Consider the following 12,868-nt stretch of genomic DNA (forward strand, 5'->3'; position numbering starts at 1 on the left):
CGCGGTCGTCGTGGTGCGGGCGGCGGCCTCGGCGGTGCGCGCGGCGGCCTCGGCCTCGGCGCGCGTGCGGTACTGCGGCGCAGCCGGCGGCACCTGCGGCGAGCGCTCGGCGAGGTCGGCCAGCGTCACCGGCTCGGTCACCTCGACGTCGGCCTCGCGGCGTCGTCGTCCGCGGTAGGAGCTCTGCTGCTGGGTCGGCTCCCCCTGAGCCGTCACGGACGCGGGGTCCGTCAGGTGGTCGGCAGGGGGCACGCGGGATCTCCGGCAGGGGTCGACGACAGGAAGTCGGGAGCAGCGAACACTACCGGTGGGGAAGCCCGGCGACGTCCGCGTGCCAGGGCTGTGGGACGGCCCCGGCACCGCCTGACGACCATAGGCGAAACGGACGAATCACAACAGGGCCCGGCGCGCCGGATGTGACGCACACCACACGAGATCGAGGTTTCTGCGCAGGTCGTCAGCGCGTGGCCTGGCGGCGGGTCTCGTCCTGCACCTCGCCGACGAGCTCCTCCAGCACGTCCTCGAGGAACACCACGCCGGTGACCCGGTCGGCCTCGACCACGCGCGCGAGGTGGGCGCCCGAGCGCTGCATCGTGGCCAGCACGTCCTCGACCTCGTCGCCCGCGCCGACGGTGACCAGCGAGCGCACCCGCTTGGGCGGCACCGGCTGCTCGTAGCGCTCGTCGTCGGCGTAGAGCACGTCCTTCAGGTGCAGGTAGCCGGCCAGCTCGCCGTCCGTCGCGGTGACCGGGAAGCGCGAGAAGCCGGTGCGCGCGACGAGCCGCTCGACGTCCTCGGGCGTGGAGCCCGACGGCACCGTGACGAGCTCGGCGAGCGGGACGGCGACGTCGGCCGCCGCGCGCTCGCTGAACTCCAGGGCGCCCGAGACCAGGCCGTGCTCGTCGCCGAGCAGCCCCTCGCGCCGCGACTGGGCGACGATCGAGGAGACCTCCTCGGCGGTGAACGTCGAGGTGACCTCGTCCTTGGGCTCGACCCGCAGCAGGTGCAGCACGCCGTTGGCCAGGCCGTTGAGCACGCGGATCACGGGCCCGAGCCCGCGCGAGACCATCACCAGCGGCGGCGCGAGCACCAGCGCCGCGCGGTCCGGGCCGGCGATGGCGAGGTTCTTCGGCACCATCTCGCCGACCACGACGTGCAGGTAGACCACGACGGCGAGCGCCAGCGCGAAGGCGACCGGGTGCACGAGCCCCTCGGGCACGTGCGCCCACTCGAACGGCCGCTCGAGCAGGTGGGCCAGGGCGGGCTCGGCCACGGCACCGAGGCCGAGCGAGCAGACCGTGACGCCGAGCTGGGCGCAGGCGAGCATCACCGACACGTGCTCCATGGCCCACAGGGTGCTGCGGGCGCGCCGCGACCCCGCGGCGGCGAGCGGCTCGATCTGGCTGCGCCGGGCGGCCATGATCGCGAACTCGGCGCCGACGAAGAAGGCGTTGGCGAGCAGCAGCGCCAGCGCGACGGCGAGGGCGACCCCGGCGCTCACGGCTGGTCCTGCTCGGCCGCGGGCAGGACGCGCAGCCGGTCGACGCGCCGTCCCTCCATGCGGGTGACCTCGAGCTGCCAGCCGTCGGTGCGGACGACGTCCCCGACCTCGGGCACGCGGCCGAGCCGGGCCATGACGTAGCCGCCGACGGTCTCGTACGCACCGTCGTCCGGGACGTCGGCCCCGACCCGGTCGCGCACCTCGTCCGGGCGCCACAGGCCGGGTACCACCCAGGCGCCGTCGCGCAGCCGGCGGCCGGAGCTGCGGCCGCGGTCGTGCTCGTCGGCCACCTCGCCGACGATCTCCTCGACGACGTCCTCGAGCGTCACCACGCCGGACGTGCCGCCGTACTCGTCGACGACGACGGCGAGCTGCAGGCCCTGCTCGCGCAGCTGCACCAGCAGCGGGTCGAGCCGCACGGTCTCGGGCACCATCAGGGGCTCGGACATCAGCGCGGCCGCCGGCACCTCGGCCCGGCGCTCGAGCGGCACGGCGACGGCGCGCTTGACGTGCACGACGCCGACGACGTCGTCCAGGTCCTCGTCGACGACCGGGAAGCGGGAGTGGCCGGTGGTGCGCGCCAGCCGGACGACGTCCGCCGCCGTCTCGTCGCGCTGCACGACCGTGCAGCGCAGGCGAGGGGTCATGACGTCCTCGGCCGTGCGTTCGCCGAAGCCCAGCGAGCGGGTCACGAGCTCGGCGGTGCCGGCGTCGAGCGTTCCGGCCTCGGCCGAACGGCGCACCAACGAGGCGAGCTCCTGGGGCGTGCGCGCGTTCGACAGCTCTTCCTTGGGCTCGACGCCGATGCGCCGCAGCACCTTGTTGGCGCTGCCGTTGAGCAGCGCGATGAGCGGGCGCGCCACGGTGGAGAACAGCCGCATCGGCAGCGCGATGACCTGCGCGGTCTGCAACGGCCGGGCGATCGCGAGGTTCTTGGGCACCAGCTCGCCGAGCACCATCGAGAACGCGGTGGCCAGCACCAGCGCGACGGCCACCGCCACGGGCTCGACGGCGCCCTCGGGCAGGCCGGTGGCCGTGATGGGGCCCTCGAGCAGCGCGGCGATGCTGGGCTCGGCCAGGAAGCCGACCAGCAGCGTGGTCAGCGTGATCCCGACCTGGCAGGCCGACAGCTGGGTCGACAGGTGCCGCAGCGCGGTCAGGACGCCCTCGGAGCGGGCGTCCCCCGCGGCGACGGACCGCTCGACCGACGAGCGGTCGAGCGCGACCAGGGAGAACTCGGCGGCGACGAACACCGCGGTGCCCGCGGTCAGGACGACGCTGGCGACGAGCAGGAGCCACTCGATCATGCCGACCTCGCCGAGGTCGGACGGCTTCGATGGTGGGGTTCGTCGGGGTCGGCGCGGTCGCCGGCTCGCGGTCTCACCCGAGCCATCGTACGGGTCCGGACGGCTACCAGCCGACCGGCAGCGGCCGGCCCTCGTCGTAGCCGGCGCTGGACTGCAGGCCCACGACCGCCTTCTCGTGCAGCTCGTCGAGCGTGCGCGCGCCGACGTACGTGCACGCGCTGCGCACGCCCGAGGTGATCTGGTCGAGCAGGTCCTCGACGCCGGGCCGCCGCGGGTCGAGCAGCATGCGCGAGCTCGAGATGCCCTCCTCGAACAACCCCTTGCGGGCCCGGTCGAAGGCCGAGTCGTCGCGCGTGCGGGCGGCGACGGCGCGGGCCGAGGCCATGCCGAAGCTCTCCTTGTACTCCCGCCCCTGCGCGTCGGTCATCAGGTCGCCCGGGCTCTCGTTGGTGCCGGCGAACCACGAGCCGACCATCACCTGGCTCGCGCCGGCGGCGAGCGCGAGGGCGACGTCGCGCGGGTGGCGCACGCCGCCGTCCGCCCAGACGTGCCGGCCGAGCTCGCGCGCGGCGGCCGCGCACTCCAGCACGGCGCTGAACTGGGGCCGGCCGACCGCGGTCATCATCCGGGTGGTGCACATGGCGCCGGGGCCGACGCCGACCTTGACGATGTCGGCGCCCGCGGCGACGAGGTCGCGCACGCCGTCGGCCGTGACGACGTTGCCGGCGACGACCGGCACCTGCGGGTCGAGCGAGCGCACGGCCGCGAGCGCCTCGAGCATCTTGGCCTGGTGGCCGTGGGCGGTGTCGACGACGAGGGCGTCGGCACCGGCCTCGAGCAGCGCACGGGCCTTGGCCACGACGTCGCCGTTGATGCCGACGGCCGCCGCGACGCGCAGCCGGCCCGCGTCGTCCAGGGCCGGGCGGTAGATGGTCGAGCGCAGCGCGCCGGTGCGCGTGAGCAGGCCGACCAGCACGCCGTCGCGGACGACGGGGGCGACCTTGCGGCGCGCGGCGTCCAGGCGCTCGAAGCCGGCCCGCAGCCCGTCGGGTCCGTGCAGCGCGTCGGCGTCGAGGGTGAGCGGGTCACGGCTCATGACGTCGGCGAGCGAGGTGTAGCGGTCGACGCCGGTGCAGTCGCGGGTGGTCACCAGACCGACCGGGCGGTGCTGGTCGTCGACGACCACGACGGCGCCGTGCGCGCGCTTGGGGATCAGGTGCAGCGCGTCGAGCACCGTGTCGTGCGCGGTGAGCGTGAGCGGGGTGTCGAGCACCGGGTCGCGCTGCTTGACCCACGCCACGACCTCCGCGAGGACGTCGACCGGGATGTCCTGCGGCACCACGACGAGCCCGCCGCGCCGGGCCACGGTCTCGGCCATCCGTCGTCCGGCGACCGCCGTCATGTTCGCGACGACGACCGGCACCGTCGTGCCCGTCCCGTCGACCGTCGACAGGTCGACGTCCAGGCGGGACGTGACGTCCGAGCGGTTCGGCACGAGGAAGACGTCGTTGTAGGTGAGGTCGCCGCGGGGGCTGTGGCCGTCGAGGAAATGCACACCGGAACGATACGGCGCTTCACACGACCCCCTCACCGCGCGCCGTAGAGTCGGGAGCATGAGCGGCCAGCAGCCGGGCGGCGGACCGTCCACGCCTCGTCGTGTCCTCGTCGTCGAGGACGAGCCGACCATCGCGCTGTCGGTCGCGCACCGGTTGCGCGCCGAGGGCTACGAGGTGGACGTCGCCGGCGACGGACCGTCGGCCGTGCAGGCGGCGCTGTCGAGCCCGCCCGACGCGATGGTGCTCGACGTCATGCTGCCGGGCTTCGACGGGCTCGAGGTGTGCCGTCGGGTGCAGGCCGAGCGGCCGGTGCCCGTGCTGATGCTCACCGCGCGCGACGACGAGACCGACATGCTCGTCGGGCTGGGCGTCGGCGCCGACGACTACATGACCAAGCCGTTCTCGATGCGCGAGCTGGTGGCGCGGGTCAACGCGCTGCTGCGCCGGGTCGCCCGCGCCCAGCAGCTGGTCGAGGCCGGGGACGGGCCGTCGTCCATCGTGCTCGGGCCGGTCGAGATCGACCGCGCCGAGCGCCGCGTGCGACGTGACGGCGACGAGGTGCACCTGACGCCGATCGAGTTCGACCTGCTGGTGCGGCTGGCCTCCAGCGCTCGCACGGTGCTGACGCGCGAGACGCTGCTGGCCGACGTGTGGGACTGGGCCGACGCCTCCGGCACGCGCACGGTCGACAGCCACATCAAGGCGTTGCGGCGCAAGCTCGGACCCGGCCTGATCCGCACGGTGCACGGCGTCGGCTACTCGGCCGAGCCGCACGGCGAGGCGCTCGAGGGCGGCGGCGGGTCGTGAACACCTCGGCCGGCGGCCGCGTGCGCGACCTGCGTCCGCTGGACCCGTTCCGCTCGATCAAGATCAAGCTCGGGATCCTGGTCGCGGCGACGTGCAGCACCTCGGCGATCTTCGTGTGGGCCGGGCTGCACAACGACCTCGCGACGCGGTACACCCTGCCGCTGTCGGTGCTCTTCGCGCTCGTCGTCACGCAGGTGCTGGCGCGCGGCATGACCTCGCCGCTGCGCGAGATGACCGCTGCGGCGCGGGCGATGGCGCGCGGCGACTACAGCCGGCGGGTGCAAGCGACGTCCTCGGACGAGGTGGGCGAGCTCGGTCGCGCGTTCAACATGATGGCCGAGGACCTGGGCGACGCCGACCGGCAGCGCCGCGAGCTCGTCGCCAACGTCAGCCACGAGCTGCGCACGCCGGTCTCGGCGTTGCGCGCCGTGCTCGAGAACCTCGTCGACGGCGTGACCACCCCGGACGACGCGACCCTGCGCGCCGCGCTCGCGCAGACCGAGCGCCTGGGCGACCTGGTCAGCCAGCTGCTCGACCTCTCACGGGTCGAGGCGGGTGCGGTCCCGTTGCACCGCAACCGGTTGGGGCTGGAGCACTTCTTGCAGACCTGCGTCGAGCAGGCCGAGCTCGCGGGGCGCGACGTCCGGTACGTCGTCGACGTCCAGCCGGCCGACCTCACCCTCGTCGCCGACCAGGACCGCCTGCACCAGGTGGTCGCCAACCTGCTCGACAACGCGGCCCGGCACTCCCCGCCCGGCGGCGTCGTCACCGCGAAGGCCCGCGGCTCGGCGGCCGAGGTGCAGCTCGACGTCATCGACGAGGGGCCCGGCATCGACCCGCGCGACCGCGTACGCGTCTTCGACCGGTTCCACCGCGGGGGTGCGTCGTCGGCGCACGACGGCGGCACCGGCCTCGGCCTCGCGATCGCCCGGTGGGTGGTCGACCTGCACGAGGGCACGATCCGGGTGGCCGAGTCGCCAAGCGGCTGCGACATCCGCGTCACCGTGCCGCAGCGCCAGCTCGAGGACGCCTGAGACGCACGTGCGGCGCGGGTCCTCGACCACGGCGGGTGGCTACCGGCATGGTGACCGTGCTCTGGTCGTGCACACAGCCACCGCGCGGTGACCATGCGGGTCGCCACTGCCACGGCGCTGAAACCCCTTGTGAGTGAGTGCTCACTCACTTATGCTCGCCGGGTGACCCCCCGCGCCCCCTCCCTGCCGCCGGACGAGCGCCGCGCCGCCCTCGTGGCGGCGACGCTGCCGCTGGTGCGGCAGCGCGGCGGCGCCGTGAGCACCCGCGAGATCGCCGAGGCGGCGGGCGTCGCCGAGGGCACGATCTTCCGCGCCTTCGGCTCGAAGGACGAGCTGCTGCAGGCCTGCGTGCAGGAGGCCTTCGACACCGTCGGGGTGGTCGCCACCCTGCGCGGCATCGACGCCGACCTGCCGCTGCAGCCGCGGCTCACGGCCGCCGTCACGGTGCTGCAGCAGCACCTCGACGGCGTGTTCAGCCTGCTGATGACGTTGCGCAGCAGCGGCCAGCCGATCGGCGGCCCCCGCCGGGTGTCGGGCACCGACCACGGCCGGCGGGCCGAGCAGCAGCTCGAGCGCGCCCTCGTCGACCTGGTCGGGGACGACGCCCGCGACCTGCGCGTCGAACCCGACCGCCTGCTCGACTTCCTGCGCATGCTGACGCTCTCGAGCGTCCACCCCATGATGGCCCGCTCCACGGCCACGGCCGACGAGATCGTGGACGTCGTCCTGAACGGCCTGCTCTCCACCACCCACCGCACGCCCAGGGGGGCCTGATGCTCGTCCGGATCGTCCGCACCTACCTCGCGCCGTACCGCACGCTGCTCACGCTGCTCGTCGCGCTGCAGCTCGTCGGCACCATGGCCTCGCTCTACCTGCCGAGCCTGAACGGCAAGATCATCGACCAGGGCGTGGCCCTCGGCGACACCCACTTCATCCTGCGGGCCGGCGCCCTCATGCTCGCGGTCAGCCTGCTGCAGGTCGTGGCCACCGTCGTCGCCACCTACCTCGGCGCCCGCAGCGCCGCCGGGCTCGGCCGCGACCTGCGCGCGTCCGTCTTCGCCCGCGTCGGGAGCTTCTCGGCCCAGGAGGTCTCGAGGTTCGGCGCTCCGACGCTGATCTCGCGCAGCACCAACGACGTCACCCAGGTGCAGCAGGTCGTGTTCATGGGCGCCGCCATGATGGTGTCGGCGCCGATCATGATGGTCGGCGGCGTCATCATGGCGCTGCGCGAGGACGTCGGCCTGAGCTGGTTGGTCGGGGTCGCCGTCCCGCTGCTGGCGCTGTCCGTCGCCCTGGTGATCCGGCGGATGATCCCGCAGTTCCGCCTGATGCAGGAGTCGGTCGACTGGGTCAACCGCGTCCTGCGAGAGCAGATCACGGGCATCCGCGTCGTCCGCGCGTTCGTCCGCGAGGACCACGAGCGCGACCGCTTCGGCGACGCCAACACGCAGTACACCGGCACCGCGGTCGCCGTGGGGCGGCTGATGGCGCTGGTCTTCCCGATCGTCATGCTGGTGTTCAACGCCTCGACGGTCGCAGTGCTGTGGTTCGGCGCCCACCGGGTCGAGAGCGGCGCCATGCAGATCGGCGCCCTGACCGCGTTCATGTCCTACCTGATGCAGATCCTCATGTCGGTGATGATGGCGACCTTCATGTCGATGATGATCCCGCGCGCCACCGTCTCCGCCGGTCGCATCGGCGAGGTGCTCGACACCAGCTCGACCGTCGTCCCGGCCGAGCGGCCGACGCACCTGCCCGACGGGCCGGTCGACGTCCGGTTCGAGGACGTCGAGTTCAGCTACCCGGGGGCGCAGGTCCCTGTGCTGCAACGGATCTCGTTCAGCGCCGAGCCCGGGACGACCACCGCGGTCATCGGCAGCACCGGCGCCGGCAAGTCCACGCTGCTGCAGCTGGTGCCGCGGCTCTACGACGTCACGGGCGGTCGCGTGCTCGTCGGCGGCGTCGACGTCCGAGAGGCCGACCTCGACGACCTGTGGGGCCGCATCGGCCTGGTGCCGCAGAAGCCGTACCTGTTCACCGGCACCGTCGCGAGCAACCTGCGCTTCGGCGACAGCAGCGCGACGGACGACGACCTGTGGGCCGCCCTGCGCGTCGCCCAGGCCGAGGACTTCGTGCGCGCCATGCCCGAGGGCCTCGACGCCCCGATCACGCAGGGCGGCACCAACGTGTCCGGCGGCCAGCGCCAACGGCTCGCGATCGCCCGCGCGCTCGTCGCCCGGCCCTCGGTCTACCTGTTCGACGACTCCTTCTCGGCCCTCGACCTGGCCACCGACGCCCGGCTGAGAGCCGCGCTGAGACCGGTGACCCGGGACGCCGCCGTGGTCGTCGTCGCTCAGCGGGTCTCGACCATCGTCGACGCCGACCGCATCGTCGTCCTCGAGGACGGTCGGGTCGTCGGCACCGGCACCCACGACGAGCTGCTCGAGACCTGCGAGACCTACCAGGAGATCGCCCGGTCGCAGAGCGGCGCGCGGGAGGTGGCGGCATGAGCGAGGGCCTGAAGACCGAGGAGGAGAAGGCCGCCGAGGCCCGGCGCGGCCCGCGCCAGCAGCGTGGACCGGGCATGGGCATGGCGCTGCCGACCGAGAAGTCGCAGGACTTCCGGACGTCGGCCCGCCGGCTGCTGGGGCTGCTGCGCCCCGAGCGCTCTGCGCTGACCGCCGTCCTGGCGCTGGCGCTGGTCAGCGTCGGTCTGTCGTCCGTCGGGCCGCGCATCCTCGGCCACGCCACCGACCTCATCTTCGCCGGCGCCATCGGCGGGCGGCTGCCCGCCGGGGCGACGCGCGAGCAGGTCGTCGCTGCCGCCCGCGAGCGCGGGCAGGACACGTTCGCCGACCTCGTCGCGCACATGCCCGACCTCGTGCCGGGGCGCGGCATCGCGTTCGACCGCGTGGCCGACGTCCTGCTGCTCGTCCTCGCGCTGTACGTCGTCGCCGCGCTCATGCAGTGGCTGCAGGGCCGGGTGCTCACCGGCGCGGTCAACCGCACGATCTTCCAGCTGCGCGCGGACGTCGAGGACAAGCTCGCGCGCCTGCCGCTCCCCTACTTCGACCGCCAGCCGCGCGGCGAGCTGCTCAGCCGTGTCACCAACGACATCGACAACCTCGCGCAGGGCCTGCAGCAGACGCTGAGCCAACTGCTGACCTCGCTGCTCACGGTCGTCGCCATGGTGGCCGCGATGATCTGGATCTCGCCGCTGCTGGCCGTCATCGCCCTGGTGACGATCCCCGTGACCATGGTCGTCACCGCCGCCATCGGCAAGCGCTCGCAGAAGCACTTCGTGCAGCAGTGGCGCAGCACCGGCGAGCTCAACGGCATCATCGAGGAGACGTTCACCGGCCACAGCCTGGTGAAGGTGTTCGGCAAGCAGCGCGAGACCGAGGAGTCGTTCGCGCAGAAGAACTCCGAGCTGCACGACGCCGGCTTCGGGGCGCAGTTCGTGAGCGGCATCATCATGCCGACGATGATGTTCATCGGGAACCTCAACTACGTCGCGATCGCCGTCGTCGGCGGCCTGCGCGTGGCCACCGGCGCCATGTCGCTCGGCGAGGTGCAGGCGTTCATCCAGTACTCGCGCCAGTTCACCCAGCCGCTCACGCAGGTCGCGTCCATGGCGAACCTCATGCAGTCGGCGGTGGCGTCGGCCGAGCGCGTCTTCGAGCTGCTCGACGCCGAGGAGCAGGAGCCCGACGCCGCGACGCCCACGCCGCTCGACGACCCGCACGGCCGGGTCGCGTTCGAGCACGTGTCGTTCTCGTACGACCCCGGCACACCGCTGATCGAGGACCTCAGCCTGGTGGTCGAGCCCGGCCAGACCGTCGCGATCGTCGGCCCGACCGGGGCTGGCAAGACGACGCTCGTCAACCTGGTGATGCGCTTCTACGAGCTCGACTCCGGACGCATCACGCTGGACGACGTCGACATCACCCGGCTGACCCGGCACACCCTGCGCTCCGAGATCGGCATGGTGCTGCAGGACACCTGGCTGTTCGCCGGGACCATCCGCGAGAACATCGCCTACGGCCGGCCGGGGGCGTCGGACGAGGAGGTGCTCGAGGCCGCCCGCGCGACGTTCGTCGACCGCTTCGTGCACTCGCTGCCCGACGGCTACGACACCGTGCTCGACGCCGAGGCCAGCAACATCAGCGCCGGCGAGAAGCAGCTCGTCACCATCGCGCGCGCCTTCCTGGCCGATCCCGCGCTGCTGATCCTCGACGAGGCGACCAGCTCGGTCGACACCCGCACCGAGCTGCTCGTGCAGCAGGCGATGCAGGCCCTGCGCAGCGACCGCACCAGCTTCGTCATCGCCCACCGGCTCTCGACGATCCGCGACGCCGACCTGATCCTGGTGATGGAGGACGGCTCGATCGTCGAGCAGGGCTCGCACGCCGAGCTGCTCGAGCGCGACGGCGCCTACGCCCGGCTGTACGCCGCGCAGTTCAGCGGCGCTGCGGTCGACGTGGCCGCCGCGGGGGCTTGACCCTCCCGTCACGTCAGGTGGTGGGATGGGGGTCGTGGACGACGACGCGCACGCCGGACGACGGCTCGAGCTCACCGGGTTGACCAAGCGGTTCGGCGGCGTGCTGGCCGTCGACGACGTGTCGTTCGCCGTGGAGCCCGGCCGCGTCACCGGTTTCCTCGGCCCCAACGGCGCCGGCAAGACCACCACGCTGCGGATGCTGCTGGGCCTGCTGCAGCCGACGTCCGGCACCGCGACGATCGGCGGCCAGCCGTACGCGGCGCTGCGCGACCCGCTGCGCGTGGTCGGCGCCGGGCTCGACGGCTCGTCCTTCCACCCCGGTCGCACCGCGCGCCACCACCTGCGCTGGATGTGCGCGGCCGGCGGGATCGACGCGGCCCGCGGTGACGAGGTGCTGGCGCTGACCGGCCTGGCCGACGCCGCCGACCGCCGCGTGGGGGGCTTCTCGCTCGGCATGCGCCAGCGCCTCACCCTGGCCGGCGCCATGCTCGGCGACCCGGCGGTGCTGCTGCTCGACGAGCCCGCCAACGGGCTCGACCCCGAGGGCATCGCCTGGCTGCGCGGCTACCTGCGCCACCTGGCCTCCGAGGGCCGCACGGTGCTGGTCAGCAGCCACGTGCTCTCGGAGGTGCAGCAGACGGTCGACGACGTCGTGGTGCTGGCGCGCGGCCGGCTGGTGCACACCGGACCGCTCGCCTCCCTCGCCGGCGAGCCCGGCGTCGAGCTGCGCTCCCCCGACCTCGAGGCCGCCCGCACCGCCCTGGCGGCGGCAGGTGCTGTCGTCGAGGACGGGCGGCCGGGCTCGCTCGTCGTCCGCGGCCGCACGCCCGACCAGGTCGGGGACGTCGTCCACGCCGCCGGCGTGCCGCTGCACCTGCTCGCCCCGGTGCACCAGGACCTCGAGACCACGTTCTTGCGCATGGTCAGCGCGGCCGAGCAGCGCATCGACGTCGAGCGCCGCACGCCCGGGGCGGCGGCGTGAGCGGCGGCGGGCTGGGCCGCGCGTTCGCGGCCGAGCTGGTCAAGGTGCGCACGACCAAGATGTGGTGGGGGCTGCTGGTCGGCCTGGCCGTCCTCGTCGCGCTGCAGGTGGCGGTCACCGCCGTCTTCGCGGGCTCCACGCCCGGGCCGGGCGCCCCGCCGCTGCCGGCGCTCGACACCGCCGAGGGGCTGCGCGGCGCCCTGTCGGCCGGCTTCCAGAGCGGCTACCTCATGGCGCTGGTCATGGGCACCATCGTCGGCGCCGTCGACTTCCGGCACCGGACGGCGACCCAGACCTTCCTCGCCACGCCGCACCGCAGCCGGGTCGTGGTCGCCAAGGCGCTCGCGTCCGTCGTCGTCGGGATCGGGTACGCGCTGGTCACCCAGCTGCTCTCGCTCGTCACGGTCGAGGTGGTCGCGGCCGCGCGCGGGATCAGCACGGACGTCGGCGACCGCACGGTGCTGCGGTCGCTGGCCCTCGGCGTCCCGGGCATCGTCCTGTGGTGCCTGATCGGGCTCAGCCTGGGCGTCCTGCTGCGCAACCAGGTGGCGGCCGTGCTGGTCGCGGTCGGCTACGTGTTCCTCGTCGACCCGCTCGCCGGCCTCGCGATCCGCCAGCTCGACGCGAGCCCGCTCGACCAGTACACGCTCGGCAGCGCGTCCGCCGCGCTCGTCGAGGGCTACACCGGCAGCGACCTGCTGCCGTGGTGGGCGGGTGGCCTGGTGGTGCTCGGCTACGGCCTGCTGATCGGGGTCGCCGGGTGGCTGCTGACGGCCCGGCGCGACATCACCTGAGCCGACCCGACGAGCCCCTCGGCACCGCGCTCGGCGACGCACTAGCCTAGAGGCCGACGGCCGGACACCGGGGTCCGGCCGACCGCACCCCGATTCGAGCAGACGGAAGAGGCGATCACCGCCGTGTCGCAGGAGCCCACGAGCAGCGACCCGATGGCGGCCTTCGGGCCCAACGAGTGGCTGGTGGACGAGCTCTACCAGCAGTACCTGAAGGACAAGACGTCCGTCGACCGCGCGTGGTGGGAGTTCTTCGAGGACTACACGCCGTCCGAGGTGCCGGCCAGCAACGGGGCGCCCGCCGCCTCGACCGCCGCGCCTGCGGCCCCCGCGGCCCCCGCGGCCCCCGCGGCCCCTGCCGCCGCACCGACGCCGGCTCCCGCTGCCCC

The 12,868-nt window shown here is 73.7% G+C and carries 12 protein-coding genes; 8 read left to right on the plus strand and 4 right to left on the minus strand.

The window, feature by feature from the left end:
• The 4 genes from ACYVJ4_RS10225 to ACYVJ4_RS10240 all read right to left on the minus strand — a co-directional run.
• Window positions 1-216: hypothetical protein (locus tag ACYVJ4_RS10225; RefSeq protein ID WP_460460025.1), on the minus strand; the 216-nt coding region annotated here is incomplete at its 3' end.
• Window positions 217-457: 241 nt separating this feature from the next.
• Window positions 458-1,501: a hemolysin family protein gene (locus ACYVJ4_RS10230; RefSeq protein ID WP_460460026.1), complete on the minus strand. Its 1,044-nt coding sequence runs from the start codon at window positions 1,499-1,501 to the stop codon at window positions 458-460.
• A complete protein-coding gene (locus ACYVJ4_RS10235; RefSeq protein ID WP_460460027.1) occupies window positions 1,498-2,808 on the minus strand; it encodes a hemolysin family protein in 1,311 nt (436 codons plus the stop codon). Before ACYVJ4_RS10235 ends, ACYVJ4_RS10230 begins: the two co-directional genes overlap by 4 nt.
• A 103-nt stretch (window positions 2,809-2,911) precedes the next feature.
• Window positions 2,912-4,363, minus strand: coding sequence for a GuaB1 family IMP dehydrogenase-related protein (locus tag ACYVJ4_RS10240; protein ID WP_460460028.1), 1,452 nt, complete (start codon window positions 4,361-4,363; stop codon window positions 2,912-2,914).
• 58 nt (window positions 4,364-4,421) lie between these two features.
• Between ACYVJ4_RS10240 and ACYVJ4_RS10245 the strand changes: the two genes are divergently transcribed.
• The 8 genes from ACYVJ4_RS10245 to ACYVJ4_RS10280 form a co-directional block, all read left to right on the plus strand.
• Complete coding sequence (locus tag ACYVJ4_RS10245) at window positions 4,422-5,171, plus strand: response regulator transcription factor (RefSeq protein WP_460460029.1); 750 nt, start codon at window positions 4,422-4,424, stop codon at window positions 5,169-5,171.
• Window positions 5,168-6,205, plus strand: a complete 1,038-nt coding sequence (locus ACYVJ4_RS10250) for a HAMP domain-containing sensor histidine kinase (RefSeq protein ID WP_460460030.1) — start codon at window positions 5,168-5,170, stop codon at window positions 6,203-6,205. Before ACYVJ4_RS10245 ends, ACYVJ4_RS10250 begins: the two co-directional genes overlap by 4 nt.
• A gap of 162 nt (window positions 6,206-6,367) precedes the next feature.
• The gene (locus ACYVJ4_RS10255) at window positions 6,368-6,979 is read left to right on the plus strand and encodes a TetR/AcrR family transcriptional regulator (RefSeq protein WP_460460031.1); all 612 of its coding nucleotides are present in this window, start codon (window positions 6,368-6,370) and stop codon (window positions 6,977-6,979) included.
• Window positions 6,979-8,715, plus strand: coding sequence for an ABC transporter ATP-binding protein (locus ACYVJ4_RS10260; protein WP_460460032.1), 1,737 nt, complete (start codon window positions 6,979-6,981; stop codon window positions 8,713-8,715). Before ACYVJ4_RS10255 ends, ACYVJ4_RS10260 begins: the two co-directional genes overlap by 1 nt.
• The gene (locus tag ACYVJ4_RS10265; RefSeq protein ID WP_460460033.1) at window positions 8,712-10,706 is read left to right on the plus strand and encodes an ABC transporter ATP-binding protein; all 1,995 of its coding nucleotides are present in this window, start codon (window positions 8,712-8,714) and stop codon (window positions 10,704-10,706) included. The genes ACYVJ4_RS10260 and ACYVJ4_RS10265 overlap by 4 nt, the downstream gene beginning before the upstream one ends.
• A 34-nt stretch (window positions 10,707-10,740) precedes the next feature.
• On the plus strand, window positions 10,741-11,688 hold the full coding sequence (locus ACYVJ4_RS10270) for an ABC transporter ATP-binding protein (protein ID WP_460460034.1): 948 nt from the start codon (window positions 10,741-10,743) through the stop codon (window positions 11,686-11,688).
• A complete protein-coding gene (locus ACYVJ4_RS10275) occupies window positions 11,685-12,482 on the plus strand; it encodes an ABC-2 family transporter permease (RefSeq protein WP_460460035.1) in 798 nt (265 codons plus the stop codon). Before ACYVJ4_RS10270 ends, ACYVJ4_RS10275 begins: the two co-directional genes overlap by 4 nt.
• A 153-nt stretch (window positions 12,483-12,635) precedes the next feature.
• The coding region (locus ACYVJ4_RS10280) for a 2-oxoglutarate dehydrogenase E1 subunit family protein (RefSeq protein WP_460460036.1) at window positions 12,636-12,868 on the plus strand (233 nt) is incomplete at its 3' end.

The sequence above is a fragment of the Angustibacter peucedani genome, assembly GCF_054779595.1.